This window comes from Paeniglutamicibacter sp. NPDC012692, from assembly GCF_042901625.1.
Taxonomy (GTDB): Bacteria; Actinomycetota; Actinomycetes; order Actinomycetales; family Micrococcaceae; genus Paeniglutamicibacter.
The window spans coordinates 266,399-292,243 of sequence record NZ_JBIBDE010000004.1 but is presented as its reverse complement, the minus strand read 5'-3'; the positions used below and the strand labels follow the sequence as shown (position 1 = coordinate 292,243).

Annotated in this window: 24 protein-coding genes; 15 read left to right on the top strand and 9 right to left on the bottom strand. The window is 66.3% G+C overall.

The window, feature by feature from the left end; genetic code table 11:
• Positions 1-7: 7 nt before the first annotated feature.
• Entirely contained in the window at positions 8-1,642 is a 1,635-nt protein-coding gene (locus ACFY5D_RS15715; RefSeq protein ID WP_387531759.1) for an LCP family protein, read from the top strand.
• Between the two features lie 23 nt (positions 1,643-1,665).
• Positions 1,666-2,901 (top strand): mannose-6-phosphate isomerase, class I, encoded by a 1,236-nt coding sequence (gene manA, locus ACFY5D_RS15710; protein WP_387531756.1) that lies wholly within the window; start codon positions 1,666-1,668, stop codon positions 2,899-2,901.
• A gap of 101 nt (positions 2,902-3,002) precedes the next feature.
• On the opposite strand, the gene glpX is transcribed toward manA, so the two are convergent.
• Positions 3,003-4,025, bottom strand: a complete 1,023-nt coding sequence (gene glpX, locus ACFY5D_RS15705) for a class II fructose-bisphosphatase (RefSeq protein WP_387531753.1) — start codon at positions 4,023-4,025, stop codon at positions 3,003-3,005.
• Between the two features lie 148 nt (positions 4,026-4,173).
• Here glpX and ACFY5D_RS15700 point away from each other — a divergent pair, with 148 nt between their 5' ends.
• The 3 genes from ACFY5D_RS15700 to ACFY5D_RS15690 all read left to right on the top strand — a co-directional run bounded on the left by ACFY5D_RS15700 (position 4,174) and on the right by ACFY5D_RS15690 (position 7,201).
• Positions 4,174-4,836 carry a DUF4245 domain-containing protein gene (locus ACFY5D_RS15700; protein WP_387531750.1) on the top strand — a complete coding sequence of 221 codons (663 nt, stop codon included), beginning with the start codon at positions 4,174-4,176 and terminating at the stop codon, positions 4,834-4,836.
• A 130-nt stretch (positions 4,837-4,966) separates the two neighbouring features.
• A complete protein-coding gene (locus tag ACFY5D_RS15695; RefSeq protein ID WP_387531747.1) occupies positions 4,967-5,605 on the top strand; it encodes a carbonic anhydrase in 639 nt (212 codons plus the stop codon).
• Positions 5,606-5,788: 183 nt separating this feature from the next.
• On the top strand, positions 5,789-7,201 hold the full coding sequence (locus ACFY5D_RS15690) for a class II fumarate hydratase (protein ID WP_387531744.1): 1,413 nt from the start codon (positions 5,789-5,791) through the stop codon (positions 7,199-7,201).
• 99 nt (positions 7,202-7,300) lie between these two features.
• Here the strand turns inward: ACFY5D_RS15690 and ACFY5D_RS15685 are convergent, their stop codons facing one another.
• A complete protein-coding gene (locus ACFY5D_RS15685; RefSeq protein ID WP_387531741.1) occupies positions 7,301-8,548 on the bottom strand; it encodes an FAD-dependent oxidoreductase in 1,248 nt (415 codons plus the stop codon).
• 209 nt (positions 8,549-8,757) lie between these two features.
• On the opposite strand from ACFY5D_RS15685, the gene ACFY5D_RS15680 reads away from it, so the two are divergent.
• A complete protein-coding gene (locus ACFY5D_RS15680; RefSeq protein WP_387531739.1) occupies positions 8,758-9,420 on the top strand; it encodes a TetR/AcrR family transcriptional regulator in 663 nt (220 codons plus the stop codon).
• 88 nt (positions 9,421-9,508) lie between these two features.
• Entirely contained in the window at positions 9,509-11,203 is a 1,695-nt protein-coding gene (locus tag ACFY5D_RS15675) for an MDR family MFS transporter (protein ID WP_387531736.1), read from the top strand.
• A 73-nt stretch (positions 11,204-11,276) separates the two neighbouring features.
• On the opposite strand, the gene ACFY5D_RS15670 is transcribed toward ACFY5D_RS15675, so the two are convergent.
• Together ACFY5D_RS15670 and ACFY5D_RS15665 are read right to left on the bottom strand one after the other, a co-directional pair.
• Positions 11,277-11,747, bottom strand: a complete 471-nt coding sequence (locus ACFY5D_RS15670) for an NUDIX domain-containing protein (RefSeq protein ID WP_387531733.1) — start codon at positions 11,745-11,747, stop codon at positions 11,277-11,279.
• 55 nt (positions 11,748-11,802) lie between these two features.
• Entirely contained in the window at positions 11,803-12,321 is a 519-nt protein-coding gene (locus tag ACFY5D_RS15665; protein ID WP_387531730.1) for a prepilin peptidase, read from the bottom strand.
• A 139-nt stretch (positions 12,322-12,460) separates the two neighbouring features.
• Here ACFY5D_RS15665 and ACFY5D_RS15660 point away from each other — a divergent pair, with 139 nt between their 5' ends.
• Positions 12,461-13,306 (top strand): hypothetical protein, encoded by an 846-nt coding sequence (locus ACFY5D_RS15660; RefSeq protein ID WP_387531727.1) that lies wholly within the window; start codon positions 12,461-12,463, stop codon positions 13,304-13,306.
• Positions 13,307-13,348: 42 nt separating this feature from the next.
• Here ACFY5D_RS15660 and ACFY5D_RS15655 read toward each other — a convergent pair whose 3' ends face one another.
• Positions 13,349-14,734, bottom strand: coding sequence for a PhoH family protein (locus ACFY5D_RS15655; RefSeq protein WP_387531724.1), 1,386 nt, complete (start codon positions 14,732-14,734; stop codon positions 13,349-13,351).
• 628 nt (positions 14,735-15,362) lie between these two features.
• Here ACFY5D_RS15655 and ACFY5D_RS15650 point away from each other — a divergent pair.
• Genes ACFY5D_RS15650 through ACFY5D_RS15635 form a run of 4 tightly spaced genes read left to right on the top strand, consistent with a single transcriptional unit; the run spans position 15,363 to position 19,344 of the window.
• Positions 15,363-16,121 (top strand): IclR family transcriptional regulator, encoded by a 759-nt coding sequence (locus ACFY5D_RS15650; RefSeq protein ID WP_387531721.1) that lies wholly within the window; start codon positions 15,363-15,365, stop codon positions 16,119-16,121.
• Positions 16,118-17,098, top strand: a complete 981-nt coding sequence (hutG, locus tag ACFY5D_RS15645) for a formimidoylglutamase (RefSeq protein WP_387531718.1) — start codon at positions 16,118-16,120, stop codon at positions 17,096-17,098. Before ACFY5D_RS15650 ends, hutG begins: the two co-directional genes overlap by 4 nt.
• Before the next feature lie 6 nt (positions 17,099-17,104).
• Positions 17,105-18,613, top strand: coding sequence for an ABC transporter substrate-binding protein/permease (locus ACFY5D_RS15640; protein WP_387531716.1), 1,509 nt, complete (start codon positions 17,105-17,107; stop codon positions 18,611-18,613).
• Entirely contained in the window at positions 18,613-19,344 is a 732-nt protein-coding gene (locus ACFY5D_RS15635; RefSeq protein WP_387531713.1) for an amino acid ABC transporter ATP-binding protein, read from the top strand. Before ACFY5D_RS15640 ends, ACFY5D_RS15635 begins: the two co-directional genes overlap by 1 nt.
• A 113-nt stretch (positions 19,345-19,457) precedes the next feature.
• On the opposite strand, the gene ACFY5D_RS15630 is transcribed toward ACFY5D_RS15635, so the two are convergent.
• The gene (locus tag ACFY5D_RS15630; protein ID WP_387531710.1) at positions 19,458-20,219 is read right to left on the bottom strand and encodes an isoprenyl transferase; all 762 of its coding nucleotides are present in this window, start codon (positions 20,217-20,219) and stop codon (positions 19,458-19,460) included.
• Between the two features lie 173 nt (positions 20,220-20,392).
• On the opposite strand from ACFY5D_RS15630, the gene ACFY5D_RS15625 reads away from it, so the two are divergent.
• Positions 20,393-21,106: a hemolysin III family protein gene (locus ACFY5D_RS15625; RefSeq protein WP_387531707.1), complete on the top strand. Its 714-nt coding sequence runs from the start codon at positions 20,393-20,395 to the stop codon at positions 21,104-21,106.
• Here the strand turns inward: ACFY5D_RS15625 and ACFY5D_RS15620 are convergent.
• From ACFY5D_RS15620 to mca, 3 genes are all read right to left on the bottom strand, one after another.
• On the bottom strand, positions 21,103-23,256 hold the full coding sequence (locus tag ACFY5D_RS15620) for a thioredoxin domain-containing protein (RefSeq protein WP_387531704.1): 2,154 nt from the start codon (positions 23,254-23,256) through the stop codon (positions 21,103-21,105). The two genes, ACFY5D_RS15625 and ACFY5D_RS15620, sit on opposite strands and share 4 nt — an antisense overlap.
• 66 nt (positions 23,257-23,322) lie before the next feature.
• Positions 23,323-23,595, bottom strand: a complete 273-nt coding sequence (locus ACFY5D_RS15615) for a hypothetical protein (protein WP_387531701.1) — start codon at positions 23,593-23,595, stop codon at positions 23,323-23,325.
• A 49-nt stretch (positions 23,596-23,644) separates the two neighbouring features.
• Positions 23,645-24,562, bottom strand: coding sequence for a mycothiol conjugate amidase Mca (gene mca / locus ACFY5D_RS15610; RefSeq protein WP_387531699.1), 918 nt, complete (start codon positions 24,560-24,562; stop codon positions 23,645-23,647).
• A gap of 113 nt (positions 24,563-24,675) precedes the next feature.
• Between mca and ACFY5D_RS15605 the strand changes: the two genes are divergently transcribed.
• Both ACFY5D_RS15605 and greA read left to right on the top strand, forming a co-directional pair.
• Entirely contained in the window at positions 24,676-25,077 is a 402-nt protein-coding gene (locus ACFY5D_RS15605) for a DUF4307 domain-containing protein (RefSeq protein ID WP_387531696.1), read from the top strand.
• Positions 25,078-25,327: 250 nt separating this feature from the next.
• On the top strand, positions 25,328-25,822 hold the full coding sequence (greA, locus tag ACFY5D_RS15600; protein ID WP_387531693.1) for a transcription elongation factor GreA: 495 nt from the start codon (positions 25,328-25,330) through the stop codon (positions 25,820-25,822).
• Positions 25,823-25,845: the final 23 nt, after the last annotated feature.

Below are 25,845 nucleotides of genomic sequence, written 5' to 3'. Positions count from 1 at the left end.
GACCCCTATGACATCGACCCGCCCCTCCGCACGCTCGACCGATCTTCTGCCGGATCCGGAGTCGGCCACGGCACCGGTGCGCACCAAGCGCGCCGTGGTGCTGTTGCTGTTGACCCTCGTCTTCCCCGGCAGCGCCCAATGGGTGTCGGGCAAGCGTGGGTTGGGCGGGATCGCCATGCGCGTCACCATGGCCTGCTGGGCCTTGGTCGTCGCGCTGGTCGTGCTGGCCCTGGTCAAGCGGGACTGGCTGCTGAGCTTCTTCGCGCAGTCCTGGGTTCAGCTGCTGGCCAGCATCATCATGTTCTTGCTGGCGGCCGGGTGGCTGCTGATGTTCCTGAACACGTTGGCCATCATTCGCCCCAAGTTGCTGGCCCCCGGGGCCCGGATGATCGTCACCGGCGGCCTGGTCGTCTCGATCCTGGCCACCAGCGGCGCCCTGGGCTACGGCGCGTTCGTGCTCAACAAGGGCCGCGCAACGATCTCCAACGTCTTCAGCGCGGGACCCGCATTCAAGCCGGTCGACGGCCGCTACAACATTGCGGTCTTCGGCTCCGACTCCGCGGGAAACCGCGAGGGCGTGCGCACCGACAGCATGTCGCTGCTCAGCGTCGATGCCAAGACCGGCAAGACCCTGCTGATTTCCATCCCGCGAAACTTCCAGAACGCGCAGTTCTCCGAGGATTCGCCGATGCGCAAGGTGTACCCGAACGGATACAACTGCGGCGACGAGTGCCTCTTCAACGCCATCTACCGCAACGCCACCGACAGCCACGCGGACCTCTACCCAGGCGTGGAGAACCCAGGGGCCCAGGCCACCATGGAGGCCATCGAGGGCACCACCGGGCTGAAGGTCCAGGGCTACGTCATGATCAACATGGCAGGATTCGCGGGGTTCATCGACGCCATGGGCGGGGTCACCGTCAATTCCGGCGGCTGGGTCCCCTACAACGCCAAGAAGTGGCCGAATTCCTCGGTGAACACCCACTGGTTTGAACCCGGCGTCCACAAGTTCACCGGCAAGCAGGCGCTCTGGTTTGCCCGCTCCCGCGAGTTCACCACCGACTACCACCGCATCGCCCGCCAGCAATGCCTGCAGCAGGCGATGATCTCCCAGTTCAGCCCGCAGACCATGCTCACCCGATTCACGTCGATCATGGATGCCGGCGAGGACCTCGTCGAGACGAACATCCCGCAGCAGCAGCTGGGCTCGTTCCTGAACCTGGCGGACAAGGCCCGCTCCACCCCGTTCAAGCACCTCACGCTGGGTGCCCCGGACTTCGGATCGGCCTCCGACAAGTTCTCCACGTACCCCGACTTCGACAAGATCCACGAACGCATCGCGTCGCTGATCTCCACCACGGGAGAATCCGCCAAGCCGAAGAAGGCCGCCACGGACGACAAGCCCGCGACCTCGGGCGGCAGCACCAAGAGCGCCGCCCCGAGCCCGTCCAGCAGCAAGTCCAGCTCCGGCGGACGCAACAGCGAACCGGGCAATGTCAACGAGGGTGTGGCCTCGGTGCCCACCACCAAGCCCGACGGGTCCGCGCTCACGGAAGAGTACCTGGTCACCCTGGAACAGATCGGCCGCACCGACATCCTGTCGAAAATCGCGGCCAACAACAATGAATGCTCCGTTCCGTAGAGAGACGTGCCACCTTGTATCGATTGGAAAATCCCCTTCGCAACTACCCCTGGGGTTCCCGCACTCTGATCGCCGACCTGCTGGGCCGTGAGCCCGGTGCGGAACCGGAAGCCGAAATGTGGATCGGCGCGCACCCCAGTGCCCCGTCCAGGGTCGTCTCCGGTGCCCCGGGAGAGACCCCGGGACTCGACGATCTCATTTCCCGCGATGCCGGGACGCTGCTTGGCACCGGGTTGGCCGGCCAGGACGGCTCGCTGCCGTTCCTGCTCAAGCTCCTGGCCGCGGAGAAGCCGCTGTCGATCCAGGTCCACCCCAATGCTGCCCAGGCCGCTGAGGGGTTCGCCGCGGAGAACGCCGCGGGCATCCCGCTGGACGCCCCGCACCGAAACTACCGCGATGCCGCGCACAAGCCCGAGATGATCTACGCGCTCACCGATTTCGCGGCGCTCAGCGGCTTCCGCGAACCGGCGGAGATCAGCGGGCTTTTCTCCCTGCTGCTCCCGCGGATTTCCGGCGTCGCCGCGGAGGCGTGCGCCGACATCATCGGGCTGCTGGCCGGCGAGGATGCGCTGCGCAACGCCTTCGGGCGGCTGCTCTGCGGCGCCCCGGAACTCACCGAGCTGACGGCAGGGGCCCTGCAGGCGGTCCGGTCCGACGAATCGCTGCGCTCCCACCCCGCGCTGGCCGAACTGCCGTCGCTGGACGCCCACTACCCGAACGACCCGGGCATCCTGGTGTCGCTCATGCTCAACCTGATCCAGCTGGCGCCGGGCCAGGCCATCTACCTGGCCGCCGGCAACGCCCACGCCTACCTGCGCGGGCTCGGCGTGGAGGTCATGGCCAACTCCGACAACGTGCTGCGCGGCGGCCTGACCGCCAAGCACATCGACCTGCCGGAGCTGCTGCGGATCACCGTGTTCGAGCCCCAGGAGGTTCCCCTGTTGTCCCCCGAGACAACGGCCTTCGGCCAGCAAGTCTTCGCGCCGCCGTTCGACGAGTTCCAACTGCAGCACATCGAAATCCCCGCCGCGGGGGACGCGACGGACATGGCGGATGCCGACGTGCCGATCGCGGCCAACGGCCCCGTGCTGATGGTTTGCGTCGACGGGCAGCTTGTCGTGGACACCCCGCGCGGGGACCTGGTCCTGCACCGGGGCGAATCCGTGTTCATCGGCGCCTCCGAGGCCCCTGCCGTGGCCCGGCATTCCGTGGGTTCGGGCGCGCGAGCCTTCGCGGTCACGGTTTCCGCACGGGACTAGCCCGCCGCGGCACCCTCAATACCGCATTAACGACTTGAGGGTCCCGCTCGGTTCATGATGAACCGAGCGGGACCCTCAAGCGTTTGCAGCGGGAGCGGAGCCTAGCGGGTGTAGGCGTCCCACTTGTCGGCCTGGTGCTCGCCCTCGACGAAGCGGATGGTGCCCGACTTGGAGCGCATCACGATCGACTGGGTGTGGATGCGGTTGTTCTTGTAGCGGACGCCGCGCAGCAGGTCGCCGTCGGTGATGCCGGTGGCTGCGAAGTAGCAGTTGTCGCTGGTGACCAGGTCGTTGGTGGTCAACACGCGGTCCAGGTCGTGGCCGGCGTCGATGGCGCGCTGGCGCTCGTCGTCGTCGATCGGCCACAGGCGGCCCTGGATGATGCCGCCCAGCGACTTGATGGCGCAGGCGGTGACGATGCCCTCCGGGGTGCCGCCGATGCCCATCAGCACGTCGACGCCGGTGTCCTCGCGGGTCGCGGCGATTGCGCCTGCAACGTCGCCGTCCATGATGAACTTGGTGCGCGCACCTGCGGCACGGATCTCATCGACCAGTCCGGCGTGGCGCGGGCGGTCAAGGATGCAGACGGTGATCTGGGAGATCTTCTTGCCCTTGGCCTTGGCAATCAGGTGCAGGTTCTGCTTGACCGGCAGGCGCAGGTCGACCAGGTCGGCTGCCTCGGGGCCGGTGACGAGCTTTTCCATGTAGAAGACCGCGGACGGGTCGAACATGGAGCCGCGGTCCGCAACGGCCAGCACGGACAGTGCATTGCCGATGCCCAGCGCGGTCAGGCGGGTGCCGTCGATCGGGTCAACAGCGACGTCGCACTCGGCGCCCGTGCCGTCGCCGACGTGCTCACCGTTGAAGAGCATCGGGGCTTCGTCTTTTTCGCCCTCGCCGATGACGACGACGCCATTGAAGGACACGGTGGACAGCAGCGAGCGCATGGCGTCTACTGCCGCGCCGTCGGCGGCGTTCTTGTCGCCAAAGCCGACCCAGGGGCTCGAGGCAATGGCTGCGGCTTCGGTGGCACGCACCAGCTCAAGGGCCAGGTTGCGGTCCGGTTCGGCGTCGCCGACCGAAAGTCGTGGGGACAGGTGGGCAAAATTCGTGGCTTCAGTCACGGTCTTCCTCGTCGTTGAGATCTGTTCGTTTGCCGGGGGCCAACAAGTTCCATCATATCGTCCGCGGTCAACTCGTTCCGAAGCACCGACTCGGGCCGGTGCGATCCCGCGTTTAGATTCTGCGGCACGGATGCGGGAGAATGGTGTGGTGACCCAGCACCCCGAAGACCGTTCCGCGCACGCATCCGCCCCCGCCGCAGCAACCGAGCCGCCGGCGGCACAGGAAAACCCCGCGGCCGGCGAGTCCCCATTGCCGTTCAAGCCGGTATTGACCCCATCGCAGGCCAAGCGCGCCAACCAGACGCTCAAGGGCATGATCATTTCCGTGGTGCTCACCGTCGCCGTGGCCATCCCGGTGGTCCTGATCAACCCGGGCAACAAGGCCGACACCTACCGCCAGCCCGTCGACGTCACGGCCGTTGCCTCGCAGGCCGCAGCCGACGCCGCATTCACCCCCTGGGCCCCGGCGATGCCGGAGGGCGACTACGTGAACTTCGCGCGCTGGATCACCGGAAACATCGACGGCATCAAGTACTGGGAGCTCGGCGTCGTCACCCACGACGAGAAGTTCGTCTGGGTCCGCCAGAGCGCCGACGCAAACCCGTCATGGCTGGCGACCGTCACGGACAACGCCGCACCGGCCGGCGAGCACGTGGTCGACGGAAACGCCTGGGAGTTGCGCAAGAAAGACAAGGACCAGGTCCTGATCTCCAAGTTCGGTGACTCGACGGTGGTGCTCACCAGCGACAGCGGCATCGAGACCCTCGACGCGCTGGCCCGCCTGGCGCAGCAGCAGATTCCGGGATCCTGACCCCTCCCTCCGGCTAGGGCCGGCGGCCGCACATCGGGTTTTCCGGTGAGACTTTTCCCACACGGCGGTCGCGCTTCATGCTTCGAACAATGTGCAGACGGACGGCACTCCTGGGCTTAAGCTGAAAAACATGAACGAACCCGGCACCTCAGTCGACTCCCTTGACCTCACGCCCGCCGAAGCCTGGCGGAAATTGCGTGAGGGAAACTCCCGGTTTGTTGCAGGCAGCACAGACCACCCCAACCAGGACGCAATGCGCCGCCACTCCCTGGTGGACAAGCAGCACCCCTTCGCCGTGATCTTCGGTTGTTCCGACTCGCGACTTGCCGCCGAGATCATCTTCGACCTGGGTCTGGGCGACGTGTTCGTGGTGCGCACCGCCGGCCACGTCATCGACGCCGCGGCCCTGGGCTCCCTCGAATACTCCGTCGCCATGCTCAACGTCCCGCTGATCGTGGTCCTGGGCCACGACTCGTGCGGCGCGGTGACGGCGACCATCGATTCGGTCAAGAGCGGAAAGATGCCCCCGGGCTTCATCCGCGACCTCGTCGAACACATCACCCCGTCGGTCATCGCCGCACGCCGCAACGGCATCCACGACGTGAACACCACCGTGGTGGAGCACGTGCAGCAGACGACACATCGACTGGTCGAGCAGTCCCGCATCATTTCCGATGCCGTGGAAGAAGGCCGGACGGCCGTCATCGGCGTGACCTACCGGCTGGCCGAGGGCAAGGCCGAGATGGTCTCGGGCTTCGGCGTCCTCTAGCCTGGCGGCGTGTGCGGGCACCGCACGCAGGCACGGCATTCGATGCGTGTGCGGGATCCTTCCCGCACACGCATCGTGCGTTTGGCACGCCGCCGGTCCGGCGGACGGTCTTGATCTATTCCCGGTTTCGCCGATTGCATGATGACCTGCCGTTGGGCGACTTGCGGGCGTACCGTGGGAGCCATGGACAATTCTGCTGACTTCCGCATCGAACACGACACCATGGGCGAGGTCCGGGTTCCGGCCGCCGCCCTCTACCGGGCACAGACCCAGCGCGCCGTGGAGAACTTCCCCATCTCCGGCAAGAGGCTCGAGCCCGCGCACATCCGCGCGCTGGCCCAGGTGAAGAAGGCGGCCGCGCTGGCCAACCTGGAGCTCGGGGTGCTGGATGCCGAGCGCGCGCACGCGATCGTCGCGGCCGCGGACGAGGTTGCGGAAAACAAGTACGACGAGCACTTCCCGATCGACGTGTTCCAGACCGGGTCCGGCACCTCCTCGAACATGAACATGAACGAGGTGCTCGCAGAACTGGCCACCCGCGCGCTCGCGGCGGCCGGCTCCGAGACGGTCGTGCACCCGAACGACCACGTCAACGCGTCGCAATCCTCCAACGACGTCTTCCCGACCTCCGTGCATGTTGCGGCGACGGCGGGCCTGTTGGGCGACCTGGTCCCGGGCCTCGAGATCCTGGCCGCGGCGCTGGAAGCCAAGGCCGCCGAGTTCACGGACGTGGTGAAGTCCGGGCGCACCCACCTGATGGACGCCACCCCGGTGACCTTGGGCCAGGAGTTCGGGGGCTATGCGGCGCAGATGCGCTACGGCGTCGAACGCATCCTGGCCACGCTGCCGCGCGTGGCCGAGGTCCCGCTGGGCGGCACCGCGGTGGGCACCGGCATCAACACCCCGGCGGGCTTCCCGGAGCGCGTCATCGAGCTGCTGGCGCAGGACACCGGGCTGCCGATCACCGAGGCCCGCAACCACTTCGAGGCCCAGGCCAACCGCGACGGCCTGATCGAGGCTTCCGCGCAGCTGCGCAACATCGCGATCTCGCTCATGAAGATCAACAACGACCTGCGCTGGATGGGGTCCGGGCCCAACACCGGGCTGGGCGAAATCGCGATCCCTGACCTGCAGCCGGGCTCCTCGATCATGCCAGGCAAGGTCAACCCGGTGATCTCCGAGGCAGCGATCATGGTTGCCGCCCAGGTGATCGGCAACGACACCGCGATCGCGTGGTCCGGCACCAACGGCGCCTTCGAGCTGAACGTCGGCATCCCGGTGATGGCCTCCAACCTGCTCGAATCGATCCGCCTGCTGGGCAACACCACCCGCGTCATGGCCGAGAAGATGGTCTCCGGCATCACCGCGAACGTCGAGCGCGCGCGGTTCCTCGCCGAGGCCTCCCCCTCAATCGTCACCCCGCTGAACAAGCTGATCGGCTACGAGAACGCCGCGAAGATCGCCAAGAAGGCCGTGGCCGAGCAGCTGACGGTGCGCCAGGCGACCGTCGCGCTTGGCTTTGTGGAGCGCGGGGAAGTCACCGAGGCGCAGCTCGACGAGTTGCTCGATGTCACCACCATGACCGGCAACCACTAGCGGTTGGTTCCGGGGGGTGGCTGTGCGGGCCGGTCCCCGCGGCCGGGTATCCGGTTGCCGGGGCCGGACCGCGAGGTCCGCCCACCACGGACGTCGTTGCTAGTGCGGCGTCGGCCGCTGCGGGCGCCTTGCGAAGTCGGGAGCGTGCTCGGGCCGGGGCCCGAGGCCGATCAGCCGGGGCATGACGGTCCGCGCCACCGGAACGTGCCGGGCCCAAAACAGCATTGCCGGCGGACCGCCGGACCTTTTCCCGGTGAACAGCGGGGCAAACACCTCGTGGTGCATGATCCGTTGGACGCCCTGGATGAGGTTGGTGGGGAACCGGCGCCTGCGTTCGACCGCTGCAAGGTCCTTCACCGTGACGTTGCCGCGCAGCAAGGCCGGCGCCAGCTTTGCCGCCGCGGCCACGGCATCCTGGATGGCAAGGTTGATGCCCACCCCGCCCACGGGCGACATCGCGTGGGCCGCGTCCCCGATGCACAGCAGCCCGTCCACGTACCAGCGCCGCAGCCGGTCCAACCGCACGTCAAGCATGTGCAGGTCATCCATCGAACCAATGGCGTCAAGCCGGTCCGCGAGGTCGGGCCGGGCGGAGGCGATCCGCTGCCGGAAGCGCTCCACCCCCTCGCTGCGGAGGCGCGCGTCCGAGCCCTTGGGCGCGAAGTAGCCCATCTGGTAGTAGTCGTCCCGGAACAGGGCAATCACGCCCTCGCCGTTCCCGAAGGAGGGAACGATCCCGGCCACTTCCCCCGGCTCGGTCGAATAGCGGGGCAGCCGGAACCACCAGGTGTCGAACGGCACCGGAAAGTCCCTTTGCTGCAACCCGGCGGCCCGCCGCAACACGGAGTGCCGTCCGTCCGTGGCGACGACGAGGTCCGCGCGAAGCGTGTCCTCGCTCCCGTCGGATCTCCGATGGCGCACGCCGGTGATGCGCCGGCCGTCGGACACCAAGGACGTCGCGGTGTGCTCCATCAGCAGGGTGAACGTGGGCTCCAGCGCGGCGGCGCGGGCCAGGAAATCCAGGAAGTCCCACTGGGGCATCATGGCCACGTAGTTGTACGGCGGCTTCAGCAACGAGAAGTCACCCAGCGTCACCAGGCGGCCGCCGCGTACGGGGAAAGCGACGTTTTGCAGGCGGCTTTGCGGAAGCCTGCGGAATTCCTCGCCCAGGCCGAGCTCGTCCAGCAGCCGGATGGTGGACGGATGCACCGTGTCGCCGCGGAAGTCCCGCAGGAAATCGCCGTGCTTCTCCAGCACCGTCACCCGCACCCCGGCCCTGGCCAGCAGCAGGCCCAGCATCATGCCCGCCGGGCCGCCTCCGACCACCGCACATCCGGTCGTCTCCATGCCCCCATGCTACGCCTGCACAGGTCAGCGCGGCAGTGGACCGAAGTGCGCAAGCGGCCCCCGGGACACCCCTCCCGGGGGCACGGGAGAACGATCTCAATTCCCCCGTTGCTTCCGGGTTGCCGCCGAGGGTGGCACCGGTGTCATCCGCCCCGTGAGCCGAACCACAAAAGTTGCACCCTGCAACCAATAGTGCAAAACTGCACTATATGAATGAAAGTGCAATTAGCTCATCCGGTGAAACGGGGGCGGCCCCGCCGACCCGCAGCGCGCGCATGCAGAAAACGCGCCTTGCGATCACCCGGTGCTCCCGCGAGCTCACTGCCGAACACGGCTTTTCCGGGTTCACCATCGAGGAGCTGTGCTCACGGGTCGGCATTTCACGCCGAACCTTCTTCAACTACTTCGCCACGAAGTTGGACGCCGTCTTCGGGCACATCGACGACGGCCTCCCCGCCGAGTCCCTGGCACGTTTCATGGACGCCCGGCCGGCCGGGATCGTCGGGATCTCCCCGACGCTGCTCGCGGATCTCGTGGAGCTAATCGTGGCGCAATTGCGCCGCGACGAGGAAGAAATCCTGAGCGCACACGGCTTTTTCGAGGCCGTGCACCGAGAACCGGAGCTGCTGGCCAAGATGGTCGAGGTCGGCCCGGAACGCATGAAGGAGTTCATGGCATTGGTGGCCCGGCGCGAAGGCGTCGCGGCCGACCACCCGGGGCTGGGCCTGCTCGTGCACAACATCAAGTTCGCAACGCACCAGGCGGTCCAGCGCTATGTGGCCTCATCGCGGAAGACCTCGCTCGAGGAAGAATTCCTGAACCTCATGAGGCTCACCCAGGAGCTTTTCGCCCAGCCGCTGTTCCGCGACTGATCCGGCACCGTCCCGCCGGACGCGCCAGGCACTCCCCCGCCCGACGCCCCCACACCAATTCTCCCGACACGATCCCAAGGAAACACTTATGTCCACCGCCACCGCTTCCCGGCCCGCGCCGGGCGCCGCGCCCCTGCTGCTGACGCAGCGGCGCATCTGGATCATCTTCTCGGCGCTGATCGCCGGAATGATGCTCTCCTCCCTGGACCAGACCATCGTCTCCACCGCCATGCCCACCATCGTGGGGCAGCTCGGCGGCGTCGAGCACCAGGCCTGGATCACCACCGCCTACCTGCTGGCCACCACCATCGTGATGCCGATCTACGGCAAGTTCGGCGACGTGCTGGGCCGCCGCAACCTGTTCCTGATCGCCATCGCGCTGTTCACGCTGGCCTCCATCGGCGCGGCCTTCGCGGGCAGCTTCTGGATGTTCGTGATCTTCCGCGCCATGCAGGGCCTGGGCGGCGGCGGTTTGATGATCCTCTCGCAGGCCATCATCGCCGACATCGTCCCGGCCTCCGAGCGCGGCAAGTACATGGGCCCGTTGGGCGCCATCTTCGGTCTCTCCGCGGTTGCCGGCCCGCTGCTCGGCGGCTTCTTCGTCGACCACCTGACCTGGCAGTGGGCGTTCTACATCAACATCCCGATCGGCATCGGCGCCTTCCTGATCGCCTGGTTCGCGTTGACCATCCCGAACAAGAAGTCCACCAAGAAGATCGACATGCTGGGCGTGCTGCTGCTTTCGATCGCCACCACCTGCCTGATCTTCTTCACCGACTTCGGCGGATCGAAGAACCATGGCTGGGGCGCCATCGAGACCTGGGGCTGGGGTCTTGGCCTGCTGGCAGCGGTCGTGCTGTTCGTGATCGCCGAGGCGCGTGCCGAGGACCCGATCATCCCGCTGGCGCTGTTCAAGAACCGCGTCTTCGTCAACGCCACGGCCATCGGCTTCACCCTTGGCCTTGGCATGTTCGCGGCCATCGCGTTCGTCCCGACGTTCCTGCAGATGTCTTCGGGCACCTCCGCCGCGGTCTCCGGCCTGCTGATGCTACCGATGATGGTGGGCCTGATGGGCACCAGCATCTACTCGGGCATCGCGATCACCAAGTCCGGCAAGTACAAGGGCTACCCAATCGCCGGCGCGCTGATCACCGCAGTCGCCATGCTGGCCTTCACCACGCTGTCCGCCACCACCCCGCTGTGGCTGATCTGCGTGTACCTGTTCGTCTTCGGCGCCGGTTTGGGCCTGATCATGCAGGTGATCGTGCTGGTCGTCCAGAACGCCGTCGATCCCTCGATGGTGGGCACCGCGACCTCCACGAACAACTACTTCCGTGAGGTTGGCGCGTCCCTGGGCGTGGCGATCTTCGGTGCGATGTTCACCAACCGCCTCTCCGAGAAGCTCACCGATGTCTTCACCGGAGCCGGGGCCAACGCGGCCGATGCCGGCAGCGCCACGGCAACCCTGGACCCGCAGACCATGTCGCAGCTTCCGGATGCCGTGCGTGAGGGCATCGTGAACGCCTATGCCGACTCGCTGGCACCGGTGTTCTGGTACCTGATCCCGTTCATCCTCATCGCCTTCGTGCTGGCCTTGTTCCTGAAGCAGGTCAAGCTCTCGGACACCGCCGGCATGGTGGCACGCGGCGAGGCCATCGGAGGCAAGGAAGCAGAGGACCTCGAGGCCGAGGCACGCGCCGGCGGTTCCGCCGGGTCGGTCGCTGCTGAGCCCGACGTTGCCGGGTCGAACGCCGACCGGATCTCGGGAAGCGACGCCCGCTAGCCGATCAACCAAAAGCACCCCCTTGCCTCGCGGCCGTACCCGTTTCGGGTCCACAAGGCAGGGGGTGCTTTTGTCATTCGGCGATGAAGTGGCCTTCGTCCCTCGGTTCACGGGCCCATTCGATCGCACGTGCGTGCTTCGGCGGAACATCGGGCATCCCGTCGAGCCCGAACCAGCCGACCTCGAGGTTCTCGTCGTCGTTCACGCGGGCTTCCCCGCCCAAGTAGCTGGCGGCCATGATGACGTCGAGGTACTGCGCACGGTCGCCGTTGGGGTAGACGGCCTGGTCCGTGGTGGCTACGCCGACCAGCCGCGTGACCTTGCAGTGCACGCCGGTTTCCTCGAACACCTCGCGCACCGCGGCGATCGCGGGCTCCTCCCCCGGCTCGAGGATTCCCGCCGGGAGCGTCCACCGACCGTTGTCGGCGCGCCGGACCAGCAGGACGCGGTCCTCGTGGAGCAACACGACCTTGACCCCGGGGAGCCAGAGCGGGCCGGTGCCGATCTTCGTGCGGAGTTCGAGAATGAAGTCAGGGGTGGCCATGCTTTTCATCCTGCCACGCCCCGTACCGTCCCACGAATCCCGCCGGCCACGGAACCTAGCCGGCCACGGCCAGCGAAATCGCCGCACCCAGCAGCATGAATGGGCCGAACGCCACCGAGGAACGCATTGTCACCTTGCGGGTGAGCAACAGCGCGCCGGACCACAGCGCGCCCAGGATGAAGGCCAGCGCGGTGGCCATGAGCAGGTGCGTGTAGGACACGAACCCCAGATAGAGGCCCAGCACGGCCGCGAGCTTCACGTCTCCCAGGCCCATTCCGGCGGGGGCGATCAGGTGCAACACCATGTAGCCTGCGAAGAGGATCACCCCACCCAAGAGCGTCCGCAAGAGCATTGCCGGATCGCCCGCCAGCAGGGCTGCCGCCCCGAGCAGGACGGCGGCGGCCAGGAACCACGGCCAGAGGATCCGGTTGGGCAGCAGGTGCGAGCGGAAGTCGATGGCGGTGAGCCTGACCGCGTTGACGACGAAGAGCAGGACCGCGCACGCGGCCAATATTCCCGCCGCCACCATCATCGGGCTCTGCGTGGTGAGCCAACCCCAAATTTGTACTGGCATAGGCCACACACTATGCGCAAAGCCGTCCCCGCCTCCGCACGACGCGCCCCGATTGTTCATAAAACCAGCGCTCCACCTGCACCGGAACGCCCCGGCCGCATCCGGCTGCAGGCGGGCCCATCCTCGCTAGACTGATCACATGGATCAGCTCAACGGCGCGGCAGTGTTCCCGGACCCGGACCAGGCTCCCAGCAAGGAGCTGATGGGGCATTTCCGGCGGCTTGCCCGCTCCTCCCCGTGGCTTTGGAAGACCATCCAGATCGAGATCAGCGCCCACGATCCCGAGCACCGGGCCGTGGGATTCGCCGCGGAGAACCGGCCGGAAAGCCTCACGGTGCTGATCCGGCGCCCCGATGCGGTGCGCGTGGAGGATCCGACGGGCAAGGTCCTGTTCCGCACCGACACCATCAACGATTCCAAGTCGGCATCGTTTCTCGCCGCAACCCGGAAGTCGTGGTTGCTGCCGCCGCAATTGCTCGCCCCCGTCTACGGGGACGACGGGCTTGTCTCGCGCCGCCCGGAAGCGGCCTACGTCAACGAGCTCATGCCGGTGGGCATGTGGAATGCGTTCCTGGATCCGGTGGAAATCGCCGGATTTGCCCCCGGGCCCGCCGACCTGCCGTTCCCGCACCCCAGCATCGTCCATGCGCTGCGTGAGATGCGCGACGAGGCGGGCCGTCCCTGCCTCGAGGCGGACCTGTCGCGCGGACATTCCTACTCCCCCGTGGTTCCGGATGCCCCGCTGCTTGGCACCGGCGTCACCCGGCTGCGCATCGACAGGGCCACCGGCCTGTGCGTCGAGCGCACCGTCCTCACCGGCGAGGACGCCGGCGCCGAGCACCACGTGAAGATCCAGGCCGTGGACCAGTACATGATCGACGGCCTGTTCACCCAGCCGAAGGCCTCGCTCTCCGACGTGCGTGAGGCGCCGTTGTGGCCGATCCCGTCACCCGGCACACATGCGCCGGGCCGGCACCAGCGCTAGCCGTGCGGCCGGCACGCAGTCCCGCGTGCCGGCCGCGGGCCCCTAGCTGAACTTCTCTTCCAGCAGCTCCGTGACAAGTGCGGCGATCTCCGAACGCTCGGAGCGGGTGAGGGTGACGTGCCCGAAGAGGTGGTGCCCCTTGAGCAGTTCGACCACCGCCGCGACACCGTCGTGGCGCCCGACCCGCAGGTTGTCGCGCTGGGCCACGTCGTGCGTGAGCACGACCTTGGAGTTCTGCCCGATGCGCGAGAGCACCGTGAGCAGCACGTTGCGTTCCAGGGACTGGGCCTCGTCGACGATCACGTAGGCATCATGCAGCGAGCGCCCGCGGATGTGCGTCAACGGCAGGATCTCCAGCATTCCGCGGCTGAGCACCTCGTCGACCACGTTCTTGGAGACCACCGAGCCGAGCGTGTCGAAGACCGCCTGCGCCCAGGGGTTCATCTTCTCGTTCTCGGCACCCGGCAGGTAGCCGAGTTCCTGGCCGCCGACCGCATACAGCGGACGGAACACCATGATCTTGCGGTGCTCGCGGCGTTCCATGACCGCCTCCAGTCCGGCGCACAGCGCCAGCGCCGACTTGCCGGTTCCGGCACGACCGCCGAGCGAGACGATGCCGACTTCCTTGTCCAGCAGCAGGTCCAGGGCCAAACGCTGTTCGGCCGAACGTCCGCGCAGCCCGAAGGCCTCGCGGTCCCCGCGCACCAGGTGGACCAGGTGGTTCCTGTCCACCCTGCCCAATGCGGAACCGCGCGGGGAATGGATGACCAGCCCGGTGTTGCAGGGCTGCTCGGCAACCTCCGGAAGATCGATCGATTCCGAGGCGTAGAGGGCGCTCATCTCCTCTTCGGTGATGTTCAGTTCGGCGACGCCCGTCCATCCGGAGGAGGCAACCAGTTCGTTGCGGTATTCCTCCGCGTTCAGGCCCATCACCGAGGCCTTGACGCGCATCGGCAGGTCCTTGGACACCAGCGTGACATCGACCCCATCGTCGAGCAGGGACTTGGCAACGGCCAGGATCTTGGAGTCGTTGTCCGAGTTGCGGAACCCGACGGGCAGCACCTCGGGCGAAATGTGGTTCACCTCGACACGCAGCGTTCCCCCGACCTTTCCGACCGGCATGGAGTTGGCCATGCCGCCGGCTTTCCGGCCCATCTCATCGAGGGTGCGCAGGGCCTCGCGGGCGAAGAAGCCGATCGTGGGGTCGTTGCGCTTGTGTTCCAGCTCCATGATCACGATCAGCGGAAGCACCACGTGGTGTTCGGCAAAATGCAGCATGGCGTGGGGGTCTGCAATCAGCACCGAGGTGTCCAGCACGAAGGTGCGCGTTGGCTCGATATCGGTTTGGGTCGACTGCTTCTGGTTAGCTACCACTTTTGACTCCCATCGGGGCAAAATCCCCTGCAACGGTTGTAGGTGGGTAGGCATCCGTCGGGGAGCATGGTGACCAGCATCGACGAATGCTTCGCAGTATCGCCCATCCGGCTTCCTCCCCTCGGAACCGCCCTGCCGGACAATGACGGATTCATTGTCCGTCAAGACAAACCTACGCCCTAAGAGTGAACTAGTCACCGGGTATTTTTTGAACGGAAGGGGTCGGGTGCGCAAACATCGGACGCATCCGGACAACGGCCAGGGCGTGGAAGCTCCGGGCGGCCGGAGATCCCCGCCGAGTGTCGGCATGCATTCCGGCGTTTCCGCGGCGGTGGCCGGTGCAGCCGTGCACCCGGTGGATGCCGGAACCGGCGTGGGAGCTTCCCGACGCACCCGTGCCCGGACCGCACCATCGCCCTGGCCTCGTTGGCCGGCTTCGGGCTGTTGACACCCGCCCTCGTCCAGGCGTCCAGGCGCATCATTGGCCCCGGCGGCCGCTCCATGCTTGGGTGCGGTCTGCGTCCGGAGCCCCCAGGGCATGGATTTGACCTAATCAGGGTGCGCTTAGGGAAGCCGGCCGCCCCCGCAGGATCCAAACGATTCCCACTCCGCGGAAATTAAATTCCCAAATAGTGGGAATTTAACGATTCCCGCCATGGAATCTGCCCCTAAGATCGGTGTCATGACTAGAGAATCGACCGCTTCCGTGATAGCGGACAGCGGCGCTTCGCGTTTTGTTGACATCCTGTTGGAGTTCGCCAGGCACCGCACCTTGACGGCGGCGCAGATCACCAAGGTGACAGGCATCCCGGTCAGTGCCGTCTACCGGCACCTGACGGCGCTGGTGCACTCCGGCCTGGTCGCCCCGACCGCACGCCGGGGCCAGTACAGTGCCGGCCCGGAATCGCTCAGGCTCGCGGCAAACTTCCGCCAAGAGGCCGTGATCAAGAGCCATATCAGCGCCCACCTCCAGCTGCTCTCCGACGAGACCCAGGAACTGGCCGCTTACCTCGTGGTCAGCGGCGATCAGGCTCTTTGCGTGGAAGCCATCGAAGGTCCGCAAATGCTGCGCTGCAGCTATTCCGCCGGCCTGGCACACCCGCTGCACCGCGGGGCAAGCGCGTTGGCCCTGCTGGCGCACCTGCCGGAGGAAAGGCAGGCACAGATCATCGCCGGGCTGGACCTGGGCGCTGCCGAGCAGGACGCCTTGCGCCGTGAGCTGCGCATTGTCGTGGCCCGTGGATTCGCCGTGAGCCAGGGCTCCGTGGATGCGGGAGTCTGGGGCGTCAGCTTTCCCGTATTTGACGCCGCCGGGCAGCTCGCCGGTGCCGTCAGCACCATGGCTCCCAGCGCGCGGGCCATTCGCCACGAAAAAACGCTGATTGGGCTGACCCGTTCAGCCGCCCTCACCTTCAATCCCAACGACAAAGGAATTTCATGACCACCGATTTCAGCCCGCTCCCCTGGACCGGACGGGATGACGGACCCGGGCCCCAGCACCGACGCTGGCACCATGCCGTGAACTCCCCGACGACGGGGAAAGCAGGCCTTGCCCTGCTCGGCTTCCGCAGCGACGAGGGTGTCCGACGCAACAACGGGCGAGTGGGCGCGGCGAATGCCCCCGCCGCCATCCGGACGGCATTGTCGTCCCTGTCTGCCGATTCGTCCCTGGTGGCCACGGATCTGGGCGACGTCACCGTGGCGGATGGAGACCTGGAATCCGGACAGCGGCTCTTGGGGTCCGCCATCGCCGCGGCCATCGATTCCGGGAACCTGCCCGTCGTGCTGGGAGGCGGCCATGAAACCGCATACGGCAGCTACCTGGGCCTGCGATCCAGCTCAGCCATGGCCGGAAAGAAGCTGGGCATCCTCAACCTTGATGCGCACTTTGACCTGCGCTCGGATCCCGTTCCGTCATCCGGAACGCCGTTCCTGCAGATCGCCGTCGCCGAGACAGCCGAGGGGCGTGATCTTGAGTATCGGGTTGTCGGCATCAGCGAACCGAACAACACCGCCGAACTTTTTGAAACTGCGGCAGAACTCAACGTCAAGTACCTGCGCGACGAGGAATGCGGTCTCGCGGACGTCGAATCCGTCAAGACGTTCGTCACCGATTTCCTCAACGAGGTCGACGCCGTCTACCTCACCATCGACTTGGACGTGCTTCCCGGGTACCTTGCCCCGGGTGTCAGCGCCCCCGCGGCCCTTGGCGTTCCCTTCGAAGTCGTTCTAGCCGTGTGCAAGCTGGTGGCCAACACTCCCAAGTTGGCCCACGTCGATGTCGTCGAGCTCAACCCCCGCTTTGACATAGACAACAGAACCGCCCGCGCCGCTGCCCGGCTGATCCACACCATTGCAGCAGCACACGCAAACACCCGCCGTACCGTCCCGGCATCACCGAACCATCCCTCGAATTGAGCTCCAATGAAGAAACTATTCACCCGTTCCCGCATGTGGGCCGTTGCGGCGGCCTCCGTGCTGGCCATCGCCGGATTTGCCGCCCAACCGGCAAGTGCCGAAACCACTCCCCCGCCGGCACCGACGTCGACCAAGCTCGCTGACCTTCAGTCGGGCAAGACCACCCTGAAGGTGGGCACCGACGCCACCTTCCCGCCGTTCGAGTTCACCGATGCCAACGGTGGGAAGATGGGCTTTGACATCGATCTGGTCAACCAGCTCGCCGCCAAGGCAGGCATCAAGCACGTCGAGTTCGTGCAGATGCCGTTTGGAAACATCGTTCCGGCACTGCAGGCGAACCAGATCGACGTCGGCGCATCGGCCATCTATATCAGCTCCGAACGGGCCAAGGCCGTCGACTTCTCCGACGTCTACTACCCCGGCGGCCTGGGAATCTTCGTCTCCGACGCGAACACGACGGTGAATTCACTGGCAGACCTGGCCGGCAAGAAGATCGCCGTGCAGGTGGGCACCAAGTCCGTCGAATGGCTGGAACAGAACCAGCCCAAGGCCGAACTGGTCCAGGTCCAGACCAACGACCAGATGTTCATGTCCGTGAAGCTGGGCCAGGCCGACGCCGTTGTCACGGGCCAGCCGGGCGGCCGCTACTTCATCCACGAGCAGGGCGGCCTGAAGCAGGTGGGCGACCGCCTGACGAACGAGAACTACGGGTACGCGTTCCAGAAGAGCGACACCGACATCCGGGATGCCTTCAACGCCGCGCTCAAGGACCTCCACGCCAACGGCGGCTACGACAAGCTCACCTCGCAGTGGTTCGGCGACGTGGTCGACGCTCCGACGGATGGTTCCAAGAAGCACAGCCTGATCAACATCTCATCCATCACCAATTCCGCCGGCCCGTTGTGGGCCGGCCTGCTGACGACGCTCCAGATCATTGGCATGTCGTTGTGCCTGAGCCTGGGCTTCGGCATGCTGGGCGGTTTCGCAAGGCTCTCCAAGATCGCCCCGATCCGCTGGATCGGCACCGTGTATGTCTCCGTCATCCGCGGCACCCCGTTCATCGTCCAGCTCTTCTTCATCTACTTCGGCCTTCCGCAGCTGGGCATCCAGCTTCCGCCGATGGTGGCCGGCGTGCTCGCCCTGGGCCTGTACAGCGGCTCGTACGTCACGGAGATCGTCCGCGGCGCCATCCAGTCCGTCGACAAGGGCCAGATGGAAGCCGCGCGTTCGTGCGGCATGAGCTCCGGTTCCGCGCTGCGCCACGTGATCATTCCGCAGGCGTTCCTGCGCATGCTTCCGCCGCTGGGCAACGAGTTCGTTTCGCTGACCAAGAACTCCGCACTGGTGTCCTTCGTGACCATCAGCGAGCTGTTCCTGGTGGGCCAGACCATCATCTCCCGCACCTTTGACGCCCTGACCGTGTACCTGTTCATCGGCCTGGTCTACTACATCCTCACCAACATCATCGGGCTGGTTGCAAACCGCCTCGAGAAGAAACTGGCGGTTTACATCTAATGGCACTCCTGCAGACCACGGCAATCACCAAGACCTTTGGCAGCCTCAAGGTGCTCAACGGCATCGACTTCACCATCGAACCCGGCGAAGTGGTTGCGGTCATCGGCCCCAGCGGCGGCGGAAAATCCACGTTCCTGCGCTGCCTGAACCTGCTGGAAACCCCCACCTCGGGCCATGTCATCTTCGACGGCGAGGACCTTCTGGCCCCCAACGTCGACCTGGACCGGCTTCGCTCCCGCATGGGAATGGTGTTCCAGCAGTTCAACCTGTTCCACAACATGACGGCGCTGAAAAACATCATGCTCCCGCAGATGAACGTGCTGGGCACCAGCAAGGCCGACGCCGAGAAGCATGCGCTGGAGCTGCTGGAGAAGGTGGGCATGACACACCGCGCCCATGCCTACCCGAGCCAGCTCTCCGGCGGCCAGAAGCAGCGCATCGCCATTGCCCGCGCCGTCGCCATGAGCCCGAAGCTGATGCTCTTCGACGAGCCCACCAGCGCGCTGGACCCCGAGGTCGTCAACGACGTCCTCGGCGTGATGACCGACCTGGCCAAGGACGGCATGACCATGGTGGTGGTGACGCACGAGATGGGCTTCGCCCGCAAGGTGGCCGACCGCGTGGTCTTCGTCGACGGCGGCGTCATCGCAGCCGACATGGCGCCGGAGGATTTCTTCTCCGAGACCAACGACAACCCGCGCGTCCGGGCTTTCCTGGACAAGGTCCTCTAGGGGTCGCTTGGCCAATGCCGTGGAGGGGTCGCTCCGGACTGCTTTCGCGTTCGGGGCGGCCCCTTGCGGCATTTGGTCCGGGCAGGCCATCCCTGCCGCCCGGTAAGGTGCCGCTAGGAACCGAAGCGTCGCTGGCGGTCGGAAAAGTCGCGCAGGGCCCGCAGGAAGTCCACGCGCCTGAAATCTGGCCAGAGGGCCTCGCAGAAGTAGAACTCCGAGTAGGCGCTCTGCCAAGTGAGGAAGCCGGAAAGCCGCTGTTCTCCGGAAGTCCGGATGACCAGCTCCGGGTCTGGCTGGCCGCTGGTGTAGAGGTACTTGGCCAGCTGGTCCGGATCCAGGTCGGCGGCGATTTGCGCGGCATCAAGCCCCTTGGACTGCCCCTCGAGCAGCAACGCCTTGACGGCGTCGACAATCTCCCGACGCCCGCCGTAGCCGACGGCCACGTTGACGTGGAGGCCGGTGATGTGCACCGTGGAGGCCTCCAGCTCGCGGAGCTTGTCCGCGAGGTAGTCCGGAAGCAGTTCCAGGGCGCCAACCGGGTGCACCCGCACGGCCTTGGTTTCCCCGAGCCGGTCAAGGGTGTTGGCGATGATGCCCATGAGGTCGTCCAGCTCCTGGCTGGAACGGCTCATGTTGTCCGTGGAAAGCATGTAGAGGGTGACCATGTTGATGTCGAGTTCGCGGCACCAGCCAAGGAACTCGAGGATCTTGTCGGCACCGGCTTGGTGTCCGGTTGCGGTTGTGGCGCCGGCGAGCTTGGCCCAGCGGCGGTTGCCGTCCACCAGCACGCCGATATGCGTCGGAAGCTTTTCCGGGCTCAGCGAACGTCGGATCTTCCGCTCATAGAGTCGATAAACGAAACCCGGTAATTCCACCGCAATACTCCCGCATTGGATCTGGCCGATGCGGCGATTGCCGCACCTACACCCAACGCTACCTTTTGCGGGCACCGCGTGGTGACATGACGCGGTTCGGGCGGGTGTGAAATTGCTGCGAAAAATTCATTACTTACAAGTAACTTACCAATCCGTAGGTATAGGATGAGGCCATGACCAAGGCACCACGCCCCCAGTCCACAAGCACGCCGGCCGCCACGGATCATCAGGCGGCGACAGCCGCGTATGCACCGGAACCAAAACCGCTGCTGCGCGGCTGGATCCACGCCGCGATGGCACCCATTGCGCTGGCCGCGGGCGTGGTCCTGGTCGTGCTGGCCCCGCCAGGGGGCGGAAAAACCACGAGCGCCATCTACGCCTTCACCGGGGTGTTGCTGTTCACCGTCAGCGCCACCTACCACCTCGGCAACTGGTCACCCACGGTGAAGCGCGTGCTCAAGCGTCTGGACCACACCAACATCATGCTGGTCATTGCCGGCTCCTACACCCCGCTGGCATGGGCGCTGCTCCCGCCCCACAAGGCGACGGCCCTGCTGATTGCCATCTGGATCGGGGCCCTGGCCGGGGTCGCATTCCGGGTCTTTTACACCGACGCCCCTCGCTGGGTCTACACCCCGGTCTACGTCTTGCTGGGTCTGGCCGCGTTGCTGTTCATCGGCGATTTTTACGCCGCGAATCCGGCCGCGGCGATCCTGATCTGCGCCGGTGGCGCCTTCTACATCGCGGGCGCCGTGTTTTACGCACTGAAGCGTCCCAACATCAGCGAACGCTGGTTCGGATTCCACGAACTTTTCCATGCATTCACCGTTGCCGGGTTCACCTGCCATTTCGTCGCCATCGCCATGGCGGTGCTGGGAACCGCCTAGTCGTCTTGGCCGGTGTGGGCCAGACCCGGCGCGAGCATCAAGTCAAGGGACTGCAGGTCGCCGACCGGGGCATGGCAGACTCCGCCGCGACACACGTAGAGCCGCAGCGCGCCGTCGGGCCCCGCCGGATAGGCCGAAGACGCGGCGCCGGACCGTGGCATCTCACCCCATTGCGAAACGCCGGCGAGGATGCCCAACCGCATCGCGGCACGGCGCTCCTCCGGAGTGCCGCCGGCGACGGCCAGCTCCGCGCTTGCGGAATGCGCAAAACGCGCCACGACACCCAGCGCGCTGCCCGCGGCATGCGGGGCCCGTTCGGCAATGGACGGCACGAAACCAACGAGTCGGCGCACCAGCTCCAGGTCTGATTCGATCCGTGCGCCAGCTTCCGCTCCGGGGTCCTCGCCGGCCAGTTGGACCAAGCCCGCCCGGTTCAGCAGCGCCGAAGCCAGCAGCGAGGTCGCGGCCGGCACTGCATCGTCAAGTGCCTCGGCGGTTCGCGCCCCGGCCCTGCTGGCCAACACCCGCGGATCGTCGTCGGGTGCGTCGAAGGGTTGCCCGCCGGGCAGGAACTTCTCGAGGGCGGATTCCAGGACCGCATTCGCCCGCTCGATCCACGCCGGTTCCCCGCCGCAAACGGCCAGGGCCTGGAACCCCAGCGCCACACCCGCGTAGTCCTCAAGCACGCCGGCGATTTCGGTGTTGGCCCGGTCCCGGTAGCTCACCCGGTACAGCGAACCCGCGGCAGCATCCCAGTGGGTGCTCCACAGGTAGTCTGCCGCGCCGCCGGCCAGCCGCAGCAGGGCAGGGTCGTCCAGCAGAACCGATGCCTCGGCAAGAGACTGCACCATGAGCCCGTTCCACCCGGCGACGACCTTTTCATCCCGCCCGGGTTGGATGCGCCGAGCGCGGGCTTCCCCCAACGCGGCGAATGCGGCATCCAGGGCAGCCCACTCCCCCGGCTGCGGGGTGCGCGAAAGCGCGATCGTCAGTTGCGGTTCCTCGCGCCCGGGTTCCTCCGCCGCGCGCCCCTCCCAGAGTGCCCAGAAGACGTTCCCGCGGTCGGGAACCAGCGCCCCGGCCTCGGTGCGGCTGAAGGTGTAGGTGGCCCCCTCTCGGTGGGTGCCGTCGGGCATCACGGTGTCGGCGTCGAGGGAGGAAGCGAAGCCACCCCCGGGAAGCAGCATTTCGCGCTCCAGCCAGGCCCCGATGCCCGCCGATGCCCGGCGCGAGAGTTCGCGGTCCTTCGCCTCGGGCAACTGCACCGCGGCGCGCGCATAGACGCCCAGCAGTTGGGCGTTGTCGTAGAGCATCTTCTCGAAGTGCGGGATTTTCCAGCCGGCGTCGACGCAGTAGCGGGCGAATCCGCCGCCGACGTGGTCGGCCAGTGCGCCGCGGGCCATCGTGCCAAGGGTCCGCGCAACCAGTTCCGTGGCCTGTCCCGCCGCGGGGCCGGAACCGAGCCCTGCTCGCAGCAGGAAATCGAGAACCGCCGAGGGCGGGAATTTGGGTGCGGGGGCAAAGCCGCCGGCGGGGTCCTCCAGCGCGGCGAGCCGGTCCACGGCGGCTTCCACCACCGGGGCAAGCCGCGGCTCGTCGGAGGACCCGGGTAGCGGCAGCGAACGGGAAAACATCCTGGCCTGCCCGGCGGCCACCGAGCCCAGGTGGTCGGCCAGCGCGGCGGCCTGCTCGACCAGCTGGGGCCGCCGGTTCACCCAGGCGTCGTTCACGGCCTCCAGCACCTGGCCGAAGGACGGCGTGCCGGGGCGTGGAGCCGGCGGGAAATAGGTGCCTGCGTGTATCGTCCGCCCGTCGGGCAGCGTGAAGACGCTCATGGGCCAGCCGCCGGCGCCGGTGAGGGTCTGGGTGGCGGCCATGTAGATCTGGTCGACGGCGGGGTGTTCTTCCCTGTCGATCTTGATCGGCACGAAGTGCTCGTTCAGGTAGGCGGCGATCCCCGGGTCGTCGAACGACTCGCGGGCCATCACGTGGCACCAGTGGCAGGCCGCATAGCCGATCGACAGGAAGACCGGGACCTCGCGCGCCGCGGCCTCGGCGAATGCCTCGTCCGAGTACGGCCACCAGTCGACGGGTTGGTGTGCATGCTGGCGCAGGTAGGCCGAGGCGCTGCCGGCGATTCGTTGACCCATGCTCGTGAGCCTACTCCACGCGTGTGTGCGTTGGCACCGGACCCGTCCGGCACCAACGCACGGGGCCTAGCGGGCTGGCTTGTCCCCGGGCTCGTCCGGCTGGATCTTCTTGCCGCGCTCAACGAGGTCCTGCTGACGGGCCTCGGCCTCGCCCTGGTAGCGGACACGGCGGATGCGGCGGGTCATGTCGCGGATGATGAAGATGGTGACGATGACCAGGGCTGCCGTCGCAACGAAGCCGGCGAAACCCGGACCGATGGACTGTGCAGCATCGCCCGGCGGGGCGACTGGAACGGGGGAAGGTGATACGGAGGCTGCATACTGCAGGGACGAATACACGCGCGAGGCTCTTTCTAAAAGTTGGCAGCCGGGAGTACCGGCACGTTATCTATCTTAGACCGGCGAACAAATCGTTCTCCGGCAGCTCAGTGGGAACCGCGGACTTGATCAGGGTGAAGTCTTCCCACGGCCAGGCCTTCTCGTAGATCGCCTCCGGGACGGCGAAGAAGAAGCCCGTGGGGTCGATCTGGGTCCGGTGCGCCAGCAATGCGGCGTCGCGGTGCTTGAAGAACTCCGCGCTGTGGATTTGCGTGGTGGTCTTGTGCGGCGAAACCCACCCGAACATCTGCTGGTCGGGGTGCTTTTCCCACTCGGCGATGCGCTCGGCGTACGGGGAATCCATGCCGGCCTCGAGCATTGCATAGTGCAGCGTCCTGAAGCGCTCCGGGGCGAAGGCGCGGTCGTAGTACAGCTTGGAGGTCTCCCACGCTTCGCCGAGTTCCGGGGAGCTCTCGGCCTTGGCTGCCTCTTCGAACGCGTGCACGGCCACCTTGTGCGCCTGGATGTGGTCCGGGTGCGGGTAACCGCCGTTTTCGTCGTACGCAACGATCACGTGGGGCTTGAATTCGCGGATCAGCTTGATGAGCGGTGCCGCGGCGGTCTCCAGGGGCTGCAGCGCAAAGGCGCCGAAGGGAAGGGCCGGCAGCGGGTCGCCCTCGGGCAGCCCGGAATCGACAAAGCCGATCCAGCGGTGTTCGATGCCCAGCACGGCAGCGGCCTCGGCCATTTCCCGGCGGCGCACCCCCGCGAGATCGCGGTGTGCGTGGGCGAGTTCGCCGACCGCGGCGTTGAGGATGTCCCCGCGCTCGCCGCCGGTGCAGCTGGCGACCATGACGCGCGCTCCCGCGGCGACATAGGCCGCCATTGTCGCGGAGCCCTTGGAGGATTCGTCGTCCGGGTGGGCATGGATTGCCAGCAAACGTAGGCCCTGGGAGGGAGCGATCCGCCCCGCTTTGTGATCTTCCACGTGTGTAACTCCAACTCCATATGCTCGGTAAGGGGATCCCCCTGGCCAAGGCTTAGACTGGTAGGGATGATTTCTCCCCGGCCGCGACGCCCATGAATCCGAAAGAGGCGCCATTGTCCAGCTTAACTAATAGGTACGGTTCGCCCAAGCGACGCCTTGCCAAAAAGACACGCCGGAACCTGATCGTCGGCGGTCTGTCCGTGGGAGTCATCGGTGCGCTTTACCTGACCTGGGCAACGCAGAGCGGCGTGGATTTCAAGGACCAGTCCTTCGTCGTCAGCTCCCCTACGCAGGCAAGTGCCGTGGTGGACATCTCCAAGAACGCCGACCAGACGGCACAATGCGAGGTCAGGGCCATGAACGAGTCCTATGCGATCGTCGGCTGGAAGACGCTGACCGTGGGTCCGAGCGAGGGCAAGGGCAGGGAAACGACGCGTTTCGATGTCAATCTCCGCACCGAATCCCTGGCCACCACCGTCGGCATCGAGGAATGCAAGATCGTCAAGGCTTCCTGACCCCGGGCGAACGGATCCTGCGGCGACTCGCCCAGTACGCCAAAAGCTCAAACTCTTGGGTAAAAGCCCATCGACGGCTAATATCTTTCTAATACGTTATGCCCCGCTACAGAACGTGACGGACGAAGTTCATCACCCATCTGTGCGGGGTCTTTGCTTGCAGGATGTTCGTCGCATCATCGGCAGGGACCGTCTCGGCAGGTTGCCCCCTTGCGGGGACTACCGCCCTGATTACACAAGGAGTACCACCGTGACTACCACCAATCACGAACCAGTCGTCTGGCTGACCAAAGAGGCCTTCGATCGTTTGACCGTCGAGCTCGACCACCTTGCCGGCCCCGGCCGCGCGGAGATCGTCGACCGCATCGAGCAGGCTCGTTCCGAGGGTGACCTCAAGGAAAACGGTGGCTACCACGCGGCCAAGGAAGAACAGGGCAAGGCAGAGGCACGCATCTCCTACCTGAAGGACCTGTTGCGCCGCGCCCACGTCGGCGAGGCTCCGGCCGATGACGGAATCGTCGAACCGGGCATGCTCGTCGAGGCGATCATCGCCGGCGACAAGACCACCTTCCTCTTCGGCAGCCGCGAGGTTGCAGGCGACACGGACCTCGAGGTCTACTCGGAGAAGTCCCCGATCGGTGCGGCAGTGCACGGCGCCAAGTCCGGCGACAAGCTCAGCTACTCGGCCCCTAACGGCAAGGAAATCGCCGTCGAGATCGTTTCCTGCAAGCCTTACAGCGCCTAATTAGACGCCGGGTCGCGCGCAAG